Here is a 21,116-nt window from a genome sequence, read left to right as displayed (position 1 = left end):
GACAGCGATGAGGAAAGTTGCTTCTGATTCACCGCAGGCAATACAGCAACATTTCGATATTCTGGTCGCACCCGGATTTGTGCTGCTTGAACTGGCCTCATTGGTCGAGGTTCTCAGGCTGGCAAATCGTGTGTGTCCGAAGCCGCCGTTCACTTTTGCCTATCGGTCGCTCAGAGGTGGCCCGATCTCCAGCAGCAGCGACGCGGTGGTGCAAACGGAACGCGTGCAGGCGCAACCCAAGGCGAATTATCTTTTTGTGATCGGCAATTCTGACCCGGATCACCCGGACTTGTCTTTGGGGCGGGTGGTGTCGGACTATACTTTCCGCGATGCCAAGGTGTTTCTGCTGGCGGAAGCGGCCAGCCGGTATATCGACGAACAGGGTTCAGATGACTTGGCAACTCACTGGGAAAACGCCTCGTTCCTGCGGGAACGCGGGGCCCGGTTTGAAGCTAAACTGTCGATTGCAACCGAACAGGGCGCAGTTGTGACCTGTGCCGGAATGGAGGCGACAACAGACGTCGCGCTGGCAGTAATCGGTCGCCATATCTCAGGGCCTGCAAAGATGACCGTGGCGGACATCATGTTACATGAAAACATCCGGGATTTCGCCTCGATGCAGCCTTTCTCGGGGGTAAAGTTGACGGCGACCGGAGATGTGAAGCTGGATCAGTGCATCAAGCTCATGCAGGCCAATATTGAAGACCCTCTGCCGATCAATCAGATCGTCGATTCGCTGCAACTGTCGAACCGCTCACTCGAGCGTAAGTTCAAAACCTTCTTTGGCACCACGCCCAACGGATTCTATCGCGAAATGCGGCTGGCCAAGGCCAATAACCTGCTTTTGAACACCACTATGAGCGTTCGCGAAATCGGGTTGGCCTGCGGTTTTCCGAACGGGTTTTCTTCTGTTTACAAAAGCTTCTTCGGCGTCACTCCCTTTGTCGTTCGGCGGGAAAAGCGGGCCGCGACACATCGGTGAAAAATGCGGATCTTGTGACGTTTTTGGTGCATTTATTGTCGATCTTCCGTGGCAGTTTACGCCAAACCTGACACAGCGGAGATTTCAGGATGGTTGATCTTCCCAGCAAGGCCCGAGTGGTCATCATCGGTGGCGGCGTCATCGGATGTTCGGTCGCGTATCATCTGACCAAGAAGGGCTGGACCGATGTTGTTCTGCTTGAGCGCAAGCAACTGACCAGCGGCACCACCTGGCATGCGGCGGGTCTGATCGGGCAACTGCGCGCGTCTTCCAACATGACCAAACTGGCGCGCTATTCCGCCGAACTTTATCTGGGCCTTGAGGAAGAGACCGGCGTCGCCACCGGCCTCCGTCAGGTCGGGTCCGTTTCGGTTGCCCTGACAAGTGAGCGGTTGGAAGAGCTTCACCGAAATGCGGCAATGGCCCGCGCCTTTGGCGTTCCGGTCGAAGAGCTTTCTCCGACCGAAGTCAAAGAGCGATATGAGCACATCAACCTCGACGGCGTGGCAGGTGGCGTCTGGTTGCCAACCGATGGCCAGGCGGATCCTGCTAATATTGCCTTGGCGTTGGCCAAGGGTGCGCGTCAACGCGGTGGGGTGATCAAGGAACGGGTGAAGGTGACCGGGATTTCCCGGCGCGGACGGCGTGCAACCGGTGTCGACTGGGTCAGTGATGATGGGCAAACCCAAGGGCATATCGCCTGCGATATGGTTGTTAACTGCGCGGGAATGTGGGGACACGAGGTAGGCAAGATGGCTGGCGTGAATGTGCCGCTGCATGCCTGCGAACATTTCTACATCGTCTCTGAACCCATTGAAGGGTTGAGCCAGATGCCGGTTCTGCGGGTGCCAGATGAATGCGCCTACTACAAGGAAGATGCAGGCAAAATGATGCTGGGCGCATTCGAGCCCAATGCCAAACCTTGGGCGATGAACGGTATTCCCGACAGCTTCGAGTTCGACCAATTGCCCGAAGATTTCGACCACTTCGAGCCGATCCTCGAAGCGGCCTGCAGCCGGATGCCTATGCTGTCCGAGGCGGGTATTCACACCTTCTTCAACGGCCCTGAATCCTTTACTCCCGACGACGCCTATCACCTGGGTCTGGCGCCTGAGATGGACAATGTCTGGGTCGCGGCCGGGTTCAACTCGATCGGTATCCAGTCCGCCGGTGGCGCGGGCATGTCGCTGGCCGAGTGGATGGATACCGGTGAAAAGCCCTTTGATCTGGGCGATGTTGATATCGGACGGATGCAGCCGTTTCAGGGCAATAAGAAATACCTTTATGAACGCTCAAAAGAAACGTTGGGGCTGCTCTACGCCGACCACTACCCCTATCGCCAAAAAGCTACGGCACGCGGTGTGCGCCGAACCCCGTTCCACCATCACCTGAAAGAACAGGGCGCCGTTTTTGGTGAAATCGCTGGTTGGGAACGGGCCAATTGGTACGCGAATGAAGGGCAGGAGCGCGAATACCAGTACAGCTGGAAGCGCCAGAACTGGTTCGAGAATTCCGCAGCCGAGCACAGAGCCGTGCGCGAGAATGTGGGCATGTATGACATGTCTTCTTTCGGCAAGATTCGCGTGGAAGGCCCTGATGCCGAAAAGTTCATGAACTACATCGGCGGGGGTGACTACTCAGTCCCTATCGGCAAGATCGTCTATACGCAGTTTTTGAACCGCACAGGCGGGATCGAAGCAGACGTCACCGTGACCCGCCTGACCGAAACCGCCTATCTGGTCGTGACCCCCGCAGCCACACGCTTGGCGGATCAGACATGGATGATGCGCCATGTCGGGGATTTCGACGTGGTCATTACAGATGTCACAGCGGGTGAAGGCGTTCTCGCTGTCATGGGTCCAAACGCTCGGGCGCTGCTGGAAAAGGTCTCGCCCAACGATTTCACAAACGCGACCAACCCCTTCGGCACGGCACAGCAGATCGAGATCGGAATGGGCCTGGCCCGTGCACATCGCGTGACCTATGTGGGTGAGCTTGGGTGGGAAATCTATGTTTCCTCGGACATGGCGGGCCACGTGTTTGAGACGCTGCATGAGGCCGGTCAGGATATGGGGCTGAAGCTGTGTGGTATGCACATGATGGACAGCTGCCGGATCGAAAAAGGTTTCCGCCACTTCGGCCATGATATCACCTGTGAGGATCACGTGGTTGATGCTGGTCTTGGCTTTGCCGTCAAGGTGGACAAGGGCTGCGACTTCATCGGCCGCGAGGCGGTGATCGCGCGCAAGGAAAGCGGCCCGAAATCGCGCCTGGTGCAGTTCCGTCTGACCGACCCTGAACCGCTGTTGTTCCACAACGAGCCGATCGTGCGTGATGGCGAATATGTCGGCTACCTGAGTTCCGGCAATTACGGTCATAGCCTCGGCGGTGCCATCGGAATGGGCTATGTACCGTGCGAAGGTGAAAAGGCCGCGGACGTTTTGGGTTCAACCTATGAGATCGATGTTTGCGGCGTGAAGGTCAAAGCCGAAGCATCGCTTAAACCGATGTATGACCCGAAATCCCAACGGGTGAAGGTCTGACAGACAGGGTTTGGGGCTCTGCCCCCGCCGCCCGTGCCGGGCGACTCCCCCGGGATATTTTGGGCCAGATGAAGTGCGGATCTCTTGCTTCACCTGGCTCTAAATATCCCGGAGCGCGAGGCAGAGCCTCGCATTTTTGGGGCAATAGCTGCGGTCAGCTAACTTTTCACAAATCGTTATGTGACACTTCACTGTTTTCAGAGTTTTCAATCCGTTCAGTTCTGCCGTAAACGAAACCGGTATCAACCGGAGAGCCTTCGTGACAGCCTCGCCTTTATCACCTCAGAATGCAGACACGCCCAAAGGTTTGGCTTTGGCTGTCACGGCGTATATCCTGTGGGGATTTCTGCCTCTTTACATGAAGGCGATGGATCACATAGGACCGGTCGAGGTGGTGGCGCATCGGGTTATCTGGTCTGTTCCGGTTGCAGGTTTGCTGCTGGTCGCGCTGGGGCGCACCCGGGACTTGAAGGCGGCACTCGGCAATCCCCGGATGCTGGCCATGGCGGCTTTGACGGCGGCGCTGATTTCCGTGAACTGGGCGATCTATGTTTGGGCGATCTCGACGGGGCACGCGCTGGACGCGGCGTTGGGGTATTACATCAACCCGCTGTTCAGTATTGCGTTGGGCGCAATTCTGCTGCGTGAGCCCCTGACACGGACCCAACTGTTCGCGGTGGGGCTTGCCGCGTTGGGCGTTCTTGTACTTGTTCTCGAGGCTGGGCGGTTGCCCTGGGCGGCGCTTGGTTTGATGGTAAGCTGGGGGTTCTACGCGTTTTTCAAACGTTCACTGCCGATAGGACCAAACCAAGGTTTCCTGCTTGAGGTTCTGATCCTTTTGATCCCGGCCTTGGCTTATGTCACCTGGCTGGGCGTGCAAGGCACAGGTCATTTTGGCGTAGCGATGTCTGATACTGTATTGTTGTCCTGCGCCGGTATCGTCACGGCGGTGCCATTGTTGGTCTATGCGAACGGGGCCAAGCTGGTGCGCCTGTCGACAATGGGTATCCTGCAATACATTGCGCCGACTATGATTTTCATTACAGCCATCACCATGTTCGGTGAGAAGATCGACACCGGACGCATGATCGCATTCCCCTTGATCTGGGTGGCTTTGGTCATTTACTCGATCCCATTGATCCGGCAGGCGCGGGCTCAGGCCTGAAGCAACAGGCGTGCTGCAGCATCTGCCCACAGCGCATAGGCCCGGGGGCTTGGGTGATAGCCGTCCGGTGCCGCGAGGGCCGGGTCGTCGGGCAGATCAAGCCTCAGGTGCTGCACATGGGAATGGACGGAAACAACCTGTTGCAACGCGTTATCCAACCGTGCAGCCTGACGGCCAAGCACCCAGGCCAATGGGTGTGGCAGGGCCGGAAACCTGTGCATTTGCGGAACGCCGGTGATGATTATGCGCCGCGCCTCCAGCTCGTTTGACAGGATGTTAATAAGCTGAGCCTGACGTTCCGAAAATGTGCGGCAGGAGACGGCGCGGGTGACGTCATTCACCCCCAAAGCCGTGACCACCGCATCGAATTCTCCCTTTATGCCCCTCAGACGGTCAATTGTGTCCAGCGTCGTGTGCCCTGTAGTGGCCTCAAGTTGCCATTCAACCGAGTGGTGTCTGGCCAACCGGTCCACAAGCTGTCCCGACAAGGCCTGTGCCTGAGTTCCCGCGCCCACTCCGGCCGCCGAGCTGTCGCCGGTGATCAGCAGGCGCAGGCGGGGCCCACGCCCTGTTCGGCCCTCTCGCGGGCCAGTGGGCTCCGGCAAAAGCCGGGCGTTGCGGCGCACCAAAAGCGCTTGCGTGGCCAGAACGGGAAACAAGGGCACACGTAATACCTGGTCGGGTGCTATCAGGGCGCGCATCATCAAGTCACGTCAGGGCGTTTTTGAATTCCAGAAAACGAGCGTCAGTCATCACGCGCGCCATCATCGCCTCGCGCAAAGCGCCGACTGTTTTATAGGGGCGCATGGCCACTTCGAAGATTTGGATCAAACCGGCCTCGTTCAGTGTAATGAGGTCAACGCCAATGCCGTCCAGATCTCCAATCTTGCATTGAAACTCCAGCGCCCAATCGTTGCCGGCGCCCATGACCCGGCGATACCGGAAGTCGGAAAAGACCTGCCCGACATGGCCAAGAACGGCAGCCACAGGTGCGCGCCCGGTCCAGGTGCTGTAATAGGTTGGTGGCAGGAACTGCACATCTTCGGCCAACAGATCGTGGATCAGCGCCTCATCGCCCTTGGCGACAACCTCTTGCAGTCGTTCAATTGTCGGGTGCATGTCCTGTCCTCCTGCGCAGAAGTTCACCGAACATGACCGGGCGCGCAAGGACGACGTTGCGGGAAGGTGCGCGCTGAGATAGGCAGGCCAGCATGAGCGAAACCTATGCCCCCCCGCAAACCGCGCTGGACGTGCTGCACGAAGATGCGCAGCTGATTGTGGTGAACAAACCGCCGGGTCTGCTTTCCGTGCCGGGGCGGGGCGATCATCTGGCTGATTGCCTTCTGACACGCGTGCAGGCGGCTTTCCCTCAGGTGCTGCTTGTGCATCGACTGGACCGGGACACATCAGGTGTCATGGTATTTGCCCAAACGCCCCATGCACAACGGCATCTAAGTATGCAGTTCGAGAAGCGGCAGACCCGGAAAACCTATATTGCCCGTGTCTGGGGGCGGATGGAGCCAAAGACCGGCACCGTTGACCTGCCGTTGATCGTGGACTGGCCCAACCGACCCAGACAAATGGTGTGTCATGATACGGGTAAACCTGCGGTCACCGATTGGCGCGTTGTGAAACATGAGGGTGAAACCTCTCGCCTACGTTTGTTTCCCAAAACCGGGCGGTCTCATCAGTTGCGCGTTCATATGCAGGCATTGGGTCACCCGATTCTGGGCGATCCGTTCTATGCAACAGGTGCGGCAAGGGAATTTCCCAGATTGATGCTGCATTCCGAAGAACTGCGCCTGAAGCATCCCGAGGGCGGGCACTCGATGAAGTTTCGCGCCCAGCCCGATTTCTGACCTCAGACAATTCCGGCCCACAACATCTTCAGGTTGCCCAGCGAAATACGTCTTGTTCGTTTCGTCGAAACCGGCTGGCGGCAATGGCGCTCCTGCGCGAACTCACGTTCAATCTCGAAGGCACGCAGTGTGTGATCCTGTGACCATTGGCCAAGTTTCAATGTCATCATTATGTGGTTGTCGAGGTGCGGCATTTCTTGGCTCCTTGTGTGATATCCACCCATTGTCGCCTTTCACTGCTGACAGCATGGTGTCAGTGGGGTGTGCTAGGGTGTCAGCAGAGTGTCAGGAGAATGCGATGCGCCGTTCGACCCGTTTGTTTGAAATCATCCAGATTCTGCGGGCCGCAAGTGCGCCGGTCACGGCAGAAGCACTGGCCACCCGGCTGGAAGTGTCCATCCGCACTGTCTATCGTGACATTGCCGAATTGCAGGCCCAGCGAACACCCATCGAAGGTGAGGCCGGTGTCGGTTACATGATGCGGCGCGGTTACGATTTGCCGCCGCTGAATTTCGACGCGGAAGAGGTTGAGGCCCTGTGGGTTGGCCTTTCTCTTCTGGCGCGCACCGGCGACAGCCACCTGCAGCGCGCCGCCAGTCGGATCTGTCAGAAGATCGATGCTCTGCATAGCCCGACCGATTGGTTGCAGGTTTCACCCTGGGGGGCTCCGGCGGATGATCTCGACAAGGGGTGTGTTTCTGTTTCGCATTATCGCGAAGCTATTCGGGCAGAACGGAAAATCCGTATCACCTATATAGACGGCGAAGGCGAACAAACCATCCGCGTGGTGCGCCCGCTGGCGCTGATCTATCATGTCGAATGCACGTTGCTGGCAGGGTGGTGCGAGATGCGAAACGGCTTTCGCCATTTCAGAACTGATCGCATCTGGTCCAGTGAATACACTGACGAAGGATTTCTGGGGCAGGGTAAATCTTTGCGCGATCTCTGGCAGGAGCAACAGCACGCGGGCACCTTTGCGGAACCGGTATGAGTGGCCTTTGGCGGGTATTCGCCTATTTCACCGCATTGTTGCTTGAGCCTGTGAGCAAGCGCAGTGATATACTGGGTGAAATGGATCAAGCCCGAAGAACGGGTACCGGAGCAGAAGGTGATATCATGACGATTTCAAAGTTTTTCCTGGCGACAGGCTTGTGTTCAATCATGGCCGTGACGGCCTGTACCGATCCGGGCACCCTGACCGTGCAGAACGACCCCAATAAAAATACCAAGCAGGGTGCAGTTCTGGGGGGGCTTATCGGTGCGGGTGTCGGCGCGATCGCCAATAATTCGAACCCGGGTCTTGGGGCGCTGGCTGGTGCCGCCATTGGTGCCACAGGTGGCGGTCTGATCGGCAACCAGTTGGACAAGCAGGCTGCGGAATTGCGTCAGCAACTGGCAAATGACGGGATTACCATCGTCAATGCGGGTGACCGGCTGATCGTGACTGTCCCGAATGACATTACGTTTGACACAGACAGCTCGACCGTACGCCCGGCGCTGCGGGCGGATCTGGTGAAAGTGGGCCAGAACCTTGTCAACTATCCCAACTCGAACGTTCAGATCATCGGTCATACCGACAGCGATGGTGACGCGTCTTATAATCAGGGATTGTCCGAGCGTCGCGCAAACGCGGTCGCGGATATCCTGCAGGCCAATGGTGTCAGCTACAGCCGTATCAGAACCTACGGTCAGGGTGAAAACAACCCGGTCGCGTCCAACCTGACGCCACAAGGGAAAGCGCAAAACCGTCGGGTTGAGATTGTCGTAGTCCCCAGCGGAAACGCGTGATCCTGAAACGCAGGACCGGTCTGGTACGGTCCCTGTTGCGCAATGACTGTGCGTCAATGGGGGTTTGGTCGGGGTCAATCTCGGTCTAACTATTGGGAAACACTGAAACGGAGTTGTCCCTGATGTCTCAACCGACCCTGCTTGGCCTGTCCGGCTCCCTGCGCAAGGACGCGACGAACCGCAAGCTGCTGCGCGAAGCGGCCCGGTTGTTCGACCCTGTCAGCTATGCCGAAGCAGACCTGAACCTGCCGCTTTATGATGGCGATCTGGAGGATGCCGAAGGGATACCGGCATCTGTTCAGATGCTGGCCGACCAGATCGGGCAGGCGGATGCCGTGATCATCTCGACGCCCGAGTACAACAAAGGTCCTTCGGGTGTTCTGAAAAACGCACTGGACTGGGTCAGCCGGACGAAAGGCAATCCATGGGCGAGCAAGCCGGTTGCTGTAATGTCGGCCGCGGGTGGCCGCGCGGGTGGGGAAAGGGCACAGATGATCCTGCGCGCCTGCATGGTGCCCTTTCAGCCCCGTATCTTGCAGGGTCCGGAAATTCACCTTGCTGACAGCTCGAATGAGTTCGACGATCAGGGTAGGTTGTTGTCCGAGCGATACGAAAACTCGCTGCACATGCTGATGCAGAAACTCAGGGCCGAGGCCGGTTTCTAAGCTTGGACTGCCCATATGTTGGAACAGCGTCAAAGCGATATCCTTGACCCGGCCCGTGCCGCGTCGTTTCAGGTTGCGTTGGGCTCTGAGCCAACTATTGCCAAAGGCTCAACTCTGCCGCCATTCTTCCATCAGCTCTATTTCTGGGCGCCGCAACCACCTGCCGCGCTTGGGCGGGATGGGCATCCCAAGGTGGGTGGCCTGATCCCGGATATGGGATTGCCCCGCAGAATGTGGGCCGGTGGGCAATTGGAATTTCATGCACCGCTGATCGCGGGTGTCCCTGCTGACAGGACATCGGTTCTTGAAAACCAAAGCGCAAAAGCGGGGCGGTCCGGCCCGTTGGGTTTTGTCACGTTGCGGCACGAGATACGGCAAGGCGGCCAACTTTGTCTGACCGAGTGGCAGGATCTTGTTTATCGTGAAGACCCCGCACCGGGTGTGATGACTCCGGCGCCGCCCCAATCGCGCACGGATGAAACGGATATCCGCGCGGTCGAGTTTAATTCCACCCTGCTGTTTCGCTATTCGGCGCTGACCTTCAACGGCCATCGCATTCACTACGATCTGGACTATGCGCGTGATGTGGAAGGATATGCAGGGCTGGTTGTGCACGGGCCACTTCTGGCGCAGCTTCTGATGCTGTTTGCAGTTGATCTTGGCGGACCACTCAAGTCGTTTTCTTTCCGTTCGACCTCACCGTTGATGCATTTCGAGACTGCACAGCTGTGCCGGAACGGTCAGGACATGTGGGTGCGCGGCCCGGACGGGCGGCAATGCATGAAGGCTATGGCCCTATTACAGTGAGACTTCGGGGCGGAAGTCATCGGGGATCGAATCCCGGTCCTCCAGCATCAGATCGGCCATAACCTCGGCAACTTTCGGAGCCATGCCAAAGCCGATCTTGAAGCCGCCATTGGCGATGAACTGGCCCTGGTGCAATGGATGCAGGCCCAACATCGGGGCGCGGCTTTTGCTGCGGGGGCGCACCCCGGCCCAACGTTCGATCATCTCGGCCCCGTGCAAAAGCGGCAGCGCGCGCGTGGCGCGGTCAATGACATCGTTCAAAGCACTGTCTGTGCTGGTCGGGTCGTCGTAGTCCCGTTCGGACGTTGATCCGATTGCAAGCGTCCCGTCCGCATGCGGCACGATATGGACCGCATCCGCGAATAGCTGTGGCATCTCTCCTGCATCAAAGCGCAACAGGGCGGCCTGACCTTTGACACCGTTTCCGACGGTCTTTCCGTAGGCGTCGTTCAGTTCCAGTAATCCTGCAAGGCCCGTGGCGTGGACAACTTGCCCCCTGTCGTCTGCGTTTGCGACAACGTGAACACCCATGACCTCAAGGGCTGCAACCAGCGCGGCGCAGGCCCGTCGGGGATGCATGCGCGCCGTCAGCGTATCGCGGATGACAAAACCGGTGGGGCTGGGCGGGCACCACGATCCGGCCTGCGATGTGCTGATCACCCGCCATTCTGCCTGCCCCTGCCAAAGCTGATCGGCGGAACCTTCGCGTTGCCGGGCCAGATCTAGGCTTCGGGTATCAGGAATGGGTTGAAGACGGCCCAGCCGCCCGTAGCCGGGAGAAACGCCGCCGGTACCCTCGACCTGCTGCCAAAAGGGTTCGGCCATGATCAGGCTGTCGAATTGAAAAGCTTTCTTGGCATTCCAGTTTTCGGGCACATGCGGGGCCAAGGCCCCCACCAGACCGCCACTGGACCCGGAACCAGGTCCAAAAGGATCGACGACCTGTACCTTCGCGCCCCGCCGGGCGCAGGCCCAGGCGATGGACAGGCCGAAAATTCCCGCCCCGCGAACCGTCACATCGACCATTGCCAATTCCCTTTTCCTTGTTCAGTGTCGCGCCGCTTAGCTACAGGATTCCCCGATGGCAGACCAGCATGCCGAATTGACGTGGACTGAGGATCAGATACCGGTCTCGGACCGTTTCGACGATCCCTATTACTCGTTGCAGAACGGGCAGGAAGAGACGCGCCATGTGTTTCTGGCAGGCAATGGTCTGCCAGAACGCTTTGCGCCGGGGTTTCATATTGCCGAGTTGGGCTTTGGCACCGGTCTGAACCTGCTGACGGTTTGGTCCGAATGGGAGAGATCCGGCCAAACAGGGCCGCTTCGGTTCACCAGTTTCGAAGCCTTTCCCATGGCCACGGATGATATGCGTCGCGCGCTTGGGGCCTTCCCCGAGTTGCACCCGTGGAGCAGCCGGTTTTTGGCCCATTGGACAGGTCGCGCCTGCAATCTTGAAACCCTTCAATGCGAAGTGATCATCGGCGATGCGCGCAACAGCCTGCCGCAATGGGCAGGCATGGCCAACGCCTGGTTCCTCGACGGGTTCTCTCCGGCCAAGAACCCTGAATTGTGGGGGACAGAGTTGATGCAGCAAGTGGCGGCGCACACCGCCACCGATGGCACGGCAGCCACATATACGGCCGCCGGGTTTGTTCGACGCGGGCTTCAGGATGCCGGTTTCACCGTCACCCGTACATCCGGCTATGGCCGCAAGCGGCACATGACGCGGGCGCTCAAGGCATGACGCAGAAAAACAATGCAGGTGCGGGTATCGCGCTGATGGTGGGCGCGACGATTGTCTTTGCCTTGCAGGACGGCATCTCACGCCATTTGGCCGGAACCTATAACACCTACATGGTGGTGATGATCCGCTATTGGTTCTTCGCGGCCTTTGTCATTGCACTGGCGGCGCGATCCTCAGGCGGGTTAAGGGCAGCCATGCAGACGAACCAGATGGGGTTGCAAATATTGCGGGGCCTGCTGCTGGCCACCGAGATCTGCGTCGCCGTGTTCGGTTTCACAGTGCTCGGTTTGATCGACAGTATGGCCGTTTTCATATGCTATCCCCTGCTTGTCGCCGCGCTGAGCGGTCCGGTTCTGGGCGAACAGGTCGGATGGCGGCGCTGGGTTGCGATCGGTGTCGGTTGCATTGGTGTTCTGATCATTCTGCAGCCGGGCGTTGGTGTTTTTGATCCTTGGGCCGTCATACCGCTGATCTCGGCATTTCTGTTTGCGATCTACGGCCTGCTGACGCGCTATGTCGCGCGTCAGGACAGCACGGCCACCAGCTTTTTCTGGACCGGGGTCGTTGGCGCCGTCGCCATGACCCTGTTTGGGATGTGGTTCTGGGAGCCAATGGCCCGCAGCGACTGGCTTTGGATGGCGTTGCTGTGCGTCAGCGGGGCAACCGGGCATTGGCTGCTGATCAAGTGTTATGAGATGGCCGAAGCCAGCGCCGTCCAACCTTTCGCCTATTTCCACCTGGTCTGGAGCGCGATTCTGGGGATTTCGATCTTTGGTGAAAAACTGCGCCCCGAAGTTGTCGCGGGCGCAGCGATTGTTGTGGCCGCAGGGCTGTTTACCTTATGGCGCGAACGCCGCCAGCGATGATCCGATCAGTTCCTGCGAAAACGGAACCGGCAGGGCGGGCTGCCCCAGACGAGCGCGGTAGACCGGCAGGCTTTCGGTCACGCGCATCACATAATTGCGCGTCTCATTGAACGGAATGGTCTCGATCCAGTCTACGATATCCACCTCGCCGGTGCGCGGATCACCATAGCGCTCCATCCACGAGATCGGGCGCTTTGGACCGGCATTGTATCCGGCTGCCATCATGACGACATTCCCGTTGAACTCGGTCGCAAGGCCCGAAAGATAGTTGGCGCCCAGCTTGGCATTGTATTGCCAGTCCGACGTCAACCGACCGGTCTGATGGCCGCTGAGTATCCCCAGTTCTCCGGCCACCAGCTTGGCTGTTGCAGGCATCACTTGCATCAGGCCGCGCGCACCCGCGCCGCTGACGACAACCGGATCAAATTCGCTTTCGCGCCGTGCTATAGCCAGCGTCATTTCCTTGGCCATTGGCAGACGCATGTCGGCCACCGGATGAACCGGGTAATAGGCCGCAGGCAAAACGGTGCCCGTGGTCGCTGCCCGCTTGGCGATCATGACGGCAAGATGCGGCTGTTTCAGCTCGATCGCAAGGTCGCCCAACTGATTGGCCTGCACAGGGTCAAGACCTTCGACAAGATGCGTCAGGAACCTCTCGGACAAGTTGTCTTCTCCGGCCTTCAGCAACAACAGCCCGGCTTCCAGAACGCTGGAATCGGCGAAATCTGCCTGACGCCAATGCGGGGCGCGACGCGGATTGGCCAGTTCCTTGTCAAATGGCCGTCCGATCCGTTCCGCCGCCAGAAGACCATAAAAAGAGGTCTGATGATCCGCGCCCATCGCAAAGGCCTCATAGGCTTTGTCTGCATCCCCAAGCTCAGCGTAAGCCCGCCCCAGCCAATAGCCGCCGCGCCCTTTCGAGATCGGCGATTGCACGGCATTCGAAAAATTCTGGAAGTGTCGCACGGCTGTGGCAGGGTCATTCAGCTTGCGCAGGGCCAGAAACCCGGCCAGCCACTCCAGATCCGCATAGGAATATCCCATTTCCGGGGTCATATGGTGCTTGGCGGCCACGTCATAAGCACGCGCTGCCCGCCCCGATCGCATCTCGAGCCGGGCCAGACGGCGACGTCCTTCGGCCCATTTGTCAGGCTCGCCCAGGGCCTCCGGTCCGGTTGAACGTGCCAGCATCAGGTCGACGGCGCTGTCATCCAGTTCTTTCTTGTCGCGCCAGACAAAACGGTCGAATGCCAGCCCCGGCGCATCTGCCAGTGACTTCGGCACCGCCGCCACCTTGCCGTCTACGCCCGGCTGGCGTTTCTGCAACGCAATTCGCGCTTCGGCCAGCTTGCGCTCATCGGTGGTGACCAGGGGCAGCATCTGTTCAGCACTGACCAAATGGCCATCCCACAGCATCCGGTCCAGCCGCGCGGCATGGTGCGGCTTCAGCAGTTTGGCAAAATTCTCCAGATAGTCCTTTTGCAACCCCGACCCCATCGGCATGGTACGCCAGGCTGTCACGATATCGGCTTCCGCCTCGCCAATGCGCCCTTTGGCCTTTAGGGCCACCGCATAGTTCAGCGCGCCTTCAGCAGTCTGAGGGGGTAAGCCAGCGTAAAACTTCAGAACCCTGTCCGGATCGGCCCCGGTAAAGACCGGCTCACTCTTGCGGCGCAGCCAATCCAGACCGGGCCAGTCCGCGCGGCGTTCGAGAAACACCAGCACATCGCCCGAGCTGCCAAACCCCTCACGCAACCAGTGCCAGACGATGACATCGCGCGAGACCGAGCCGCGCTGGCCCGATACGCGCAGCGCCGCGTTCCAGTCGCCCTTGCGCATTTCATAAAGTCCAGCGCGCAAATCACCGGCCGCGTCCGCGCGTGCGGCTTGCGGTGTCGCCGCTGCGTATAGAATCACACCAGTCAACAGTGCCAGAAAGCGTGTCATCCCTTGCATTTCCCAACCAACCGAGGATAGAGCCTGTGAGGATAAACCCTGCGCCGCCGGGATCAACTCACAAAGCTGGAAACGTGAGAGGCCGCGGCGTAAAAACTGCAAAATGCACCTTAAGGAGCGTGTCATGTTCAAAGGCTCGATGCCAGCCCTCGTCACTCCGTTCAACAACGGCGAGTTGGACCTGAAGACGCTTAAACATCTGGTCGAATGGCAGATCTCCGAAGGCTCGACCGGGTTGGTGCCTGTTGGAACCACCGGCGAAAGCCCGACGCTCAGCCATGACGAACACGAAACGGTCATCGAAGAAGTGGTCAAAACGGCTGCTGGCCGTGTGCCGGTTATTGCCGGTGCCGGGTCGAACAACACGGTCGAAGCCGTCCGGTTCGTTCAGTTCGCCGAAAAAGTTGGTGCCGATGCGGCGCTGGTTGTCACACCTTACTACAACAAGCCGACTCAACGCGGCTTGATCGCGCATTTCCAAGCCCTGCACGAGGCTGCGGATATTCCGATCATCATCTACAACATTCCCGGGCGATCGGTCATCGACATGACCCCTGCCACTATGGGCGAACTGGCCCGGTTGCCGCGTATTGTCGGGGTCAAGGATGCGACGGGCGATCTGGCGCGTGTCAGCCAGCAGCGTGCGATCTGTGGCAAGGACTTCTGCCAACTGTCCGGTGAAGATGCCACTGCACTGGGTTTCAACGCCCATGGCGGTGTCGGATGCATTTCAGTCACCGCAAACGTGGCTCCCAGGCTCTGTGCTGAATTCCAGCAGGCCATGCTGGCCGGAAATTATGCAAAAGCGTTGGAGTATCAGGACAAACTGATGCCGCTGCATGAGGCGATCTTCATCGAGCCGGGCCTTGTGGGTGCCAAATATGCACTCAGCAAACTGGGCCTTTGCAGCACCGAAGTGCGCTCGCCTCTGACAGAGTTGGAAGACAGCACAAAGGCCGCGATTGATGCAGCAATGGCACACGCGGGCCTCATCTGACCCGGTCTTCAGAAACAGGAAAAGGCGGCCTCGAATACTGAGCGCCGCCTTTTTCATTTTCAGGATCCAGGCTTCATCTGGCCAAAAATATCCCGGGGGAGCCGCGGCTTGCCGCGGCGGGGGCAGCGCCCCCTCAACGCTTACCGTAATAAAGCCCAACGACATGTTCAGCCTGCGCAAAGAACAGCCAGCGCGAGGTCGCGACACCTGCCAGATGCGATGCCACTGCCAGCAGGGCCAGGAAATGATTGAATGGCAGGACCAGCAACAGAACCGGCAGGACAAAGGCCAATACAAACGAGATCACCCGTAGCTTTTCGGCATGTTTGCGCCCGACCACATGAACAAACTCACGCAGCAGATAGTTGGTACCGGTATGCGGTGGCTCGAACGCTCTGACTGTGCCCCGGTTACCCAAACCTGTCGCCGTGCCCAGATCCGTTCCGGATGCCTCCAGCGCTTTGTCGCCTTTCTTCCAATACAGGATTTGAACAAAAGCGGCGATCAGCAGAAGCGGAATAGCAACACGTGTCTGGCCAGCCAGCAACGCACCACCCGCCAGGCTGAAGCTCAGAAACATGGCAGGGGTCAGGTTCATATTCCAGCGCGGGATGGTCTTGAGTTGCGTGTAGATCATCGAAGTCGTGAACACGGTCGCCAGTGACATCAACGCTCCGATCCAACCCAGTAGACTCCAATGCCGATCCAGAAACACTACGCCAATCGCATAAAGTCCCATGACGACCAGGGCGAGCACGGCACACCAGCCCTCACGGCTAAGCCAGCTGGTTTTCCATTGGGTAAAAGCCTTCCAAGCCCGTTCCGGGTGGCCGAGGTGGAAGGTCGAGGCCATCAACCCTCCGACGGCCAGACCGTAAGCAATGGCGAAGAACACAAAGGCCACCCAACCCGAGACAGCCGGAAACCCCAGGCCAAGAAAGAACAGCAGTCCAAATCCCAGACCGGACAGGGTGGTGAACAGAATGACGGAGGGTGCGGGATGCATCAGAGTTTCTCCAACGTCTTGTCGAGCCAGCCAAGGAACCCTTTGGGTTCTTCAGCGACAGGTGCCAACAGGGGGGCCAGGATGTCGATCTGGTCTTCCACCGTGTCTTTCGGGCGCGGCGGCAGATATTTATTGACGGGTTTGGTGCCCATTTCGGGCATCAGGTCCATTCCGCCGCGTTCCGCAACAAGCTTGCTGACGTCGCTGTCCGGATCACCCAGATCGCCAAAGTGCCGCGCGCCCGCCGGGCAGGTTCTGACACAGGAGGGGATCCGGTCCACCTCGGGCAGGTTCTCGTTATAGATCCGGTCGACGCAGAGGGTGCATTTCTTCATCACCCCCTCGGCCTTATCCAGTTCACGCGCGCCATAGGGGCAGGACCAGGCACACAGGCCGCACCCGATGCAGTCGCTTTCATTGACCAGCACGATGCCATCCTCGGTTCGCTTGTAGCTGGCCCCGGTCGGGCAGACGGTGACGCAGGGCGCGTCTTCGCAATGCAGGCAGGATTTCGGGAAATGGATCAGTTGCGCGTGCCCTTCCGCCGGTTGCACCTCGTAGGAATGCACGCGGTTCAGGAAAGTGCCCGACGGGTTGGCACCATAGGCGTCCTGATCGGACAGTGGCGCGCCATAATTTTCCGTGTTCCAGCCCTTGCAGGAAATCACGCAGGCATGGCATCCAACGCAGGTGTCCAGGTCGATCACCAGACCCATCTTGCGCTCGGTTGAGTTCGGTAGCTGGGTCATGTCAGGATACCTGTGCTGTTGAGGACGGGTGAGGGGGCCAGCCCCCTCTTGAGCCTGCGGCTCAATTCACCCCCGGGATATTTGTGGCCAGATGAAGCGCGGATCCGGGTCAATTGCCCACCTTCCAAGCCAGATTGTCGGGGCCAGTTCCGACCGGTGATTTGATCGGGTCAAAATGAGGTTGGCTTTGGGCATCGGCGGGCGCGTCGGCCTTTTCGATTTTCACCTTCAGGTCAAACCATGCGGCCTGACCAGTTATGGGGTCAGAATTGGCCCAGCGTAGCCCGTCGCCTTTTGGCGGCAGCAGTTCGTGGATCAGGTGGTTCAGTAGGAAACCCTTTGTGGCCTCCGGCGCGTCTTCTTGCAGCGCCCAGGCACCTTTGCGTTTGCCGATGGCGTTCCATGTCCAGACGGTGTTGTCGTTCAGCGCGGCCATTTCCATCACAGGGACGGTGATCTTACCATGAGGGGATGTGATTTTGGCCCAATCTCCGTCGCTCAGCCCATGCTTGCGCATCAGCCTGGTCGGAACATAGAGCGGGTTTCGCCCGTGCAACTGCCGCAGCCAGGCGTTTTGCGTGCCCCAGCTGTGATACATCGCCATCGGGCGCTGAGTCAGCGCGTTGACAGTGAAGCCGTCGTTGCCCTGCTGGTCGGTTTCGTACCAGATCGGAAGCGGGTCCATCGTGTCTTTGATCCGCTGGCGCAGATGATCAGGCGGCTGTCGGTCGCCATGGCCTTCGGCTGCCAGCTGAAACTTGCGCATCGGTTCGGAGTAGAGTTGGAATAGGTATGGCTGCGGGCTGTCATAGAGCCCAATGCCCACGGCCCAGTCCTGATAGGCAGCATTCCATGGTTTGTAGTAATCCGCGCCTTGCGGGATATGCGCCACGTAGAAGCCACCGTTTTCGATATATCGATTCAATTGATCCGGGTTGACCTCTCCGCGTCCTTCCTTGTTGGCATTTTCACCGCGGAATCCGGCCAGCGGGCCAATACCCGGCTTGCGTTCGTGATTGACGATATAGTCGGCGTAATCGACCCATTTTGCGCTGCCGTCTTCATGGGTGAAACCCGGAAGCTTCATGCGGTTAGCGAGATCGATCAATACTGACTGAAACCCGCGCACGTCGCGGTCCGGTTCGATCACAGGCCAGCGAATTGCGTCAGCGGCCGCATCCGCCTCGCAAATCGGGCGATCCAGCAGCGAGATACAGTCGTGGCGTTCGAGGTAAGTAGTATCCGGCAGGATGAGGTCCGCGTAAGCCACCATCTCGGAAGAATAGGCGTCTGAATAGATGATGCGCGGGATAATGTAATCGCCGTTTTCATCCTTGTCCGTCAGCATCTCGATGACACCCTTGGTGTTCATGGTCGAGTTCCACGACATATTGGCCATGTACATGAACAGCGTATCGATCTTGTACGGGTCGCCCGCATGTGCGTTCGAGATCACCATATGCATCAACCCGTGGCTGGACATCGGGTTTTCCCAGGTGAACGCCTTGTCGATCCGTGCGGGGCTGCCATCTTCCTTCAGCGCTAGGTGTTCCGGACCGCGGACGAACCCCAGATGCGGGCCATCCAAGGGCGAGTTGGGCGTCACCTTGCAATGCGGTGTCGGGTGCGCCTCGACCGGTTTGGGGTAGGGGGGCTTGAAGCGGAAGCCGCCGGGAACCTCGACCGTGCCCAGGATGATTTGCAGCACGTGCAGCGCGCGGCAGGTCTGGAAACCATTGGCATGAGCCGAAACGCCGCGCATCGAGTGCATCGCAACAGGGCGACCGATCATCTTTGTGTGTTTCTCGCCCCGGAAATCGATCCATTCTTGATCCAGCTCGAATGCCTCGTCAAAGGCGACGCGCGCCAGTTCCGCGGCAATCGCGCGAATGCGCTTGGCGGGAATGCCGCATTTTTCGGCAACCGCTTCGGGCGCGTGCTCCTCGGACAGGTATTTTTCCGCCATCAAGTGAAATACAGGGCGATGAACGACACCGTCGTTTTCGTAGACCGCTGACAAATTCGGGCGAACGCCAGGCGTATCGAAGGCCGTCAGCTTGCCTGTATTCCGGTCGATGACCAGAGGCTTTCCGTCATCGTCGCGCAGGAACAGGCCGTTTCCGGCGCCTTCGGACGCGTTCACCAAAACCGGGGCATTGGTATAGCGGCTGAGATAGTCGAGATCGATCTTTCCGGCTTTCATCAGCACATGGATCAACGACAGGATGAACAGCCCGTCAGTTCCCGGTGTGATGCCGACCCAATCATCAGCGACGGCGTTGTATCCGCTGCGGATAGGGTTGACGCCGATAACACGTGCACCGCGCGCTTTGATCTTGCCAATACCCATTTTGATCGGGTTGGAGTCGTGGTCTTCGGCCACGCCAAACAACATGAACAGCTTGGTGTGGTCCCAATCAGGCTGGCCGAATTCCCAGAATGCGCCGCCCATCGTATAAATGCCGCCCGCAGCCATATTGACCGAACAAAAGCCGCCATGCGCCGCATAGTTGCAGGTTCCGAAATTTTGAGCCCAGAAGCTGGTGAAGCTCTGGCTTTGGTCCCGTCCGGTGAAAAAGGCCAGCTTTTCCGGGTTGTCTTTACGGATCGGCTCCAGCCAGCTGACAGCCAGTTCCAGCGCTTCGTCCCAGCTGATCTCTTCAAATTCACCCGAGCCACGCGGGCCGACCCGTTTCAGTGGCTTGCGCAGGCGCGAGGGGGCGTTGACCTGCATGATCCCGGCGGACCCCTTGGCACACAGGACACCCTTGTTCACCGGGTGGTCGCGATTGCCTTCGATATAAGCAACCTTGCCGTCTTTCATGTGGACGTTGATGCCGCATCGGCAGGCGCACATGTAGCAGGTGGTCCTGCGGATTTCGTCCGAGACTTTCGGTGACGTATCAAGGATCGGCTGCTGATGGGTCATTTGCGGGTCCAGTTGGTTATGTCAGGAGGATTTTGTCAGTTTCCTCGGTATTTTAGAACATCGTTCCGGGAGCGGTGCGAAAATTAAGAGTCACAGTCCATTTGCCTGTAGCGCGGTCACGGCGATCATCTGGGTCACATCCTCGGCGCTGCATCCGCGGGACAGGTCGTTGGCGGGTTTGGCCAGCCCCTGCAAGACCGGACCAATGGCGGTGTAGCCGCCCAGTCTTTGGGTGATTTTGTAGCCGATATTGCCAGCATCAAGGTTGGGAAAGATCATCACGTTGGCCTGCCCGGCGACAGACGAACCCGGTGATTTACGCTCGCCAACCGAAGGTACAAAGGCGGCGTCAAATTGCAGTTCACCGTCGACGTTCAGATCTGGCGCGGCCTGACGCAGCGCCTCAGTGGCCTCGATCACTTTGTCCACGTGGGGATGCTTGGCGCTGCCCTTGGTGGAAAAGCTGAGCATCGCAATCTTTGGATCGACCTGCAGCAGCGTCCGGGCCGATGTGGCGGACGCGATGGCGATCTTGCTCAGCTCGCCCGCGGTCGGATTGATGACCAGCCCGCAATCGGAATACAGCATCGCCCGCGCCCCGGGCTGAGTGTTTTCCGGCGGGTACATCAGGAAAAAGGACGACACCATTCCTGCATCGGGGGCCATGCCAATCACCTGGATGGCTGCGCGGACAATATCGCCGGTCGTGTGAACGGCCCCTCCTACAGTGCCGGTGGCGCGTCCGCTGCGCACCAGCATGGCGGCATAGACGGGGGGTGTTTCAACGGCAGCACGGGCCTTGGCCCGATCGACGCCTTTATGCTGGCGAAGTTCGAAAAAGGTCTGGGCAAATTCTTCGGTCAGGTCCGAAGTCTCGGGGTCATGGATCTCAACGCCCCGAGAGGCAGCAGCCCCTTGATCTTTCAGGGCTGCTTCGACCTCGGCGTACGGGCCAACCAGAATGATATCGGCCAGATTGGCCCTCTGCGCGTTGATTGCCCCTTTTGTGATGCGGGGGTCGTTGCCTTCGCTGAGGGCGATTATGGGACGGGTGGCC

The 21,116-nt window shown here is 58.9% G+C and carries 20 protein-coding genes; 11 read left to right on the top strand and 9 right to left on the bottom strand.

All coding sequences use genetic code 11. From position 1 onward, the window contains the following. Positions 1-7 precede the first annotated feature (7 nt). From I9188_RS08020 to rarD, 3 genes are all read left to right on the top strand, one after another. Positions 8-982 (top strand): helix-turn-helix domain-containing protein, encoded by a 975-nt coding sequence (locus I9188_RS08020; protein ID WP_209504954.1) that lies wholly within the window; start codon positions 8-10, stop codon positions 980-982. Between the two features lie 89 nt (positions 983-1,071). Then, the gene (locus I9188_RS08015; RefSeq protein WP_209504953.1) at positions 1,072-3,525 is read left to right on the top strand and encodes an FAD-dependent oxidoreductase; all 2,454 of its coding nucleotides are present in this window, start codon (positions 1,072-1,074) and stop codon (positions 3,523-3,525) included. Positions 3,526-3,784: 259 nt separating this feature from the next. Next, positions 3,785-4,690 carry an EamA family transporter RarD gene (rarD, locus tag I9188_RS08010; RefSeq protein ID WP_209504952.1) on the top strand — a complete coding sequence of 302 codons (906 nt, stop codon included), beginning with the start codon at positions 3,785-3,787 and terminating at the stop codon, positions 4,688-4,690. Here the strand turns inward: rarD and I9188_RS08005 are convergent. Together I9188_RS08005 and I9188_RS08000 are read right to left on the bottom strand one after the other, a co-directional pair. After that, on the bottom strand, positions 4,681-5,394 hold the full coding sequence (locus I9188_RS08005) for an SGNH/GDSL hydrolase family protein (protein WP_245220508.1): 714 nt from the start codon (positions 5,392-5,394) through the stop codon (positions 4,681-4,683). The genes rarD and I9188_RS08005 overlap by 10 nt on opposite strands. 4 nt (positions 5,395-5,398) lie before the next feature. Continuing rightward, the gene (locus tag I9188_RS08000) at positions 5,399-5,809 is read right to left on the bottom strand and encodes a nuclear transport factor 2 family protein (protein WP_209504951.1); all 411 of its coding nucleotides are present in this window, start codon (positions 5,807-5,809) and stop codon (positions 5,399-5,401) included. A gap of 92 nt (positions 5,810-5,901) precedes the next feature. Here I9188_RS08000 and I9188_RS07995 point away from each other — a divergent pair, with 92 nt between their 5' ends. After that, positions 5,902-6,549, top strand: coding sequence for an RluA family pseudouridine synthase (locus I9188_RS07995; protein ID WP_209504950.1), 648 nt, complete (start codon positions 5,902-5,904; stop codon positions 6,547-6,549). A 2-nt stretch (positions 6,550-6,551) separates the two neighbouring features. Here I9188_RS07995 and I9188_RS07990 read toward each other — a convergent pair whose 3' ends face one another. Further along, positions 6,552-6,743 carry a hypothetical protein gene (locus I9188_RS07990; protein ID WP_209504949.1) on the bottom strand — a complete coding sequence of 64 codons (192 nt, stop codon included), beginning with the start codon at positions 6,741-6,743 and terminating at the stop codon, positions 6,552-6,554. A 104-nt stretch (positions 6,744-6,847) separates the two neighbouring features. On the opposite strand from I9188_RS07990, the gene I9188_RS07985 reads away from it, so the two are divergent. From I9188_RS07985 to I9188_RS07970, 4 genes are all read left to right on the top strand, one after another. Then, positions 6,848-7,540 (top strand): YafY family protein, encoded by a 693-nt coding sequence (locus tag I9188_RS07985; protein ID WP_209504948.1) that lies wholly within the window; start codon positions 6,848-6,850, stop codon positions 7,538-7,540. A 125-nt stretch (positions 7,541-7,665) separates the two neighbouring features. Next, entirely contained in the window at positions 7,666-8,337 is a 672-nt protein-coding gene (locus I9188_RS07980; RefSeq protein WP_209505259.1) for an OmpA family protein, read from the top strand. 122 nt (positions 8,338-8,459) lie between these two features. After that, on the top strand, positions 8,460-9,002 hold the full coding sequence (locus tag I9188_RS07975; protein WP_209504947.1) for an NAD(P)H-dependent oxidoreductase: 543 nt from the start codon (positions 8,460-8,462) through the stop codon (positions 9,000-9,002). Positions 9,003-9,017: 15 nt separating this feature from the next. Continuing rightward, positions 9,018-9,809 (top strand): acyl dehydratase, encoded by a 792-nt coding sequence (locus I9188_RS07970; RefSeq protein ID WP_209504946.1) that lies wholly within the window; start codon positions 9,018-9,020, stop codon positions 9,807-9,809. On the opposite strand, the gene I9188_RS07965 is transcribed toward I9188_RS07970, so the two are convergent. Next, complete coding sequence (locus I9188_RS07965; RefSeq protein WP_209504945.1) at positions 9,801-10,835, bottom strand: FAD-dependent oxidoreductase; 1,035 nt, start codon at positions 10,833-10,835, stop codon at positions 9,801-9,803. The genes I9188_RS07970 and I9188_RS07965 overlap by 9 nt on opposite strands. Before the next feature lie 55 nt (positions 10,836-10,890). On the opposite strand from I9188_RS07965, the gene mnmD reads away from it, so the two are divergent. Together mnmD and I9188_RS07955 are read left to right on the top strand one after the other, a co-directional pair. Then, positions 10,891-11,556 (top strand): tRNA (5-methylaminomethyl-2-thiouridine)(34)-methyltransferase MnmD, encoded by a 666-nt coding sequence (gene mnmD, locus I9188_RS07960; RefSeq protein WP_209504944.1) that lies wholly within the window; start codon positions 10,891-10,893, stop codon positions 11,554-11,556. After that, positions 11,553-12,422 carry a DMT family transporter gene (locus I9188_RS07955; RefSeq protein ID WP_209504943.1) on the top strand — a complete coding sequence of 290 codons (870 nt, stop codon included), beginning with the start codon at positions 11,553-11,555 and terminating at the stop codon, positions 12,420-12,422. Before mnmD ends, I9188_RS07955 begins: the two co-directional genes overlap by 4 nt. On the opposite strand, the gene I9188_RS07950 is transcribed toward I9188_RS07955, so the two are convergent. Then, positions 12,396-14,369 (bottom strand): lytic transglycosylase domain-containing protein, encoded by a 1,974-nt coding sequence (locus tag I9188_RS07950; protein ID WP_209504942.1) that lies wholly within the window; start codon positions 14,367-14,369, stop codon positions 12,396-12,398. The two genes, I9188_RS07955 and I9188_RS07950, sit on opposite strands and share 27 nt — an antisense overlap. 133 nt (positions 14,370-14,502) lie before the next feature. Between I9188_RS07950 and dapA the strand changes: the two genes are divergently transcribed. Next, positions 14,503-15,375, top strand: a complete 873-nt coding sequence (gene dapA, locus I9188_RS07945; RefSeq protein WP_209504941.1) for a 4-hydroxy-tetrahydrodipicolinate synthase — start codon at positions 14,503-14,505, stop codon at positions 15,373-15,375. 133 nt (positions 15,376-15,508) lie between these two features. On the opposite strand, the gene I9188_RS07940 is transcribed toward dapA, so the two are convergent. From I9188_RS07940 to pta, 4 genes are all read right to left on the bottom strand, one after another. Continuing rightward, complete coding sequence (locus I9188_RS07940; RefSeq protein WP_209504940.1) at positions 15,509-16,381, bottom strand: DmsC/YnfH family molybdoenzyme membrane anchor subunit; 873 nt, start codon at positions 16,379-16,381, stop codon at positions 15,509-15,511. Further along, positions 16,381-17,130 (bottom strand): 4Fe-4S dicluster domain-containing protein, encoded by a 750-nt coding sequence (locus I9188_RS07935; RefSeq protein ID WP_209504939.1) that lies wholly within the window; start codon positions 17,128-17,130, stop codon positions 16,381-16,383. The genes I9188_RS07940 and I9188_RS07935 overlap by 1 nt, the downstream gene beginning before the upstream one ends. A gap of 109 nt (positions 17,131-17,239) precedes the next feature. Further along, positions 17,240-20,059 carry a molybdopterin oxidoreductase family protein gene (locus I9188_RS07930; RefSeq protein ID WP_209504938.1) on the bottom strand — a complete coding sequence of 940 codons (2,820 nt, stop codon included), beginning with the start codon at positions 20,057-20,059 and terminating at the stop codon, positions 17,240-17,242. A gap of 90 nt (positions 20,060-20,149) precedes the next feature. After that, on the bottom strand, positions 20,150-21,116 hold a 967-nt coding region (gene pta / locus I9188_RS07925; RefSeq protein WP_245223708.1), incomplete at its 5' end, for a phosphate acetyltransferase.

Origin of the sequence: Ruegeria sp. HKCCSA071, assembly GCF_017872555.1 — a bacterium.
Classification (GTDB): domain Bacteria; phylum Pseudomonadota; class Alphaproteobacteria; order Rhodobacterales; family Rhodobacteraceae; genus Ruegeria.
This window is presented reverse-complemented; position numbering and strand designations above follow the sequence as displayed.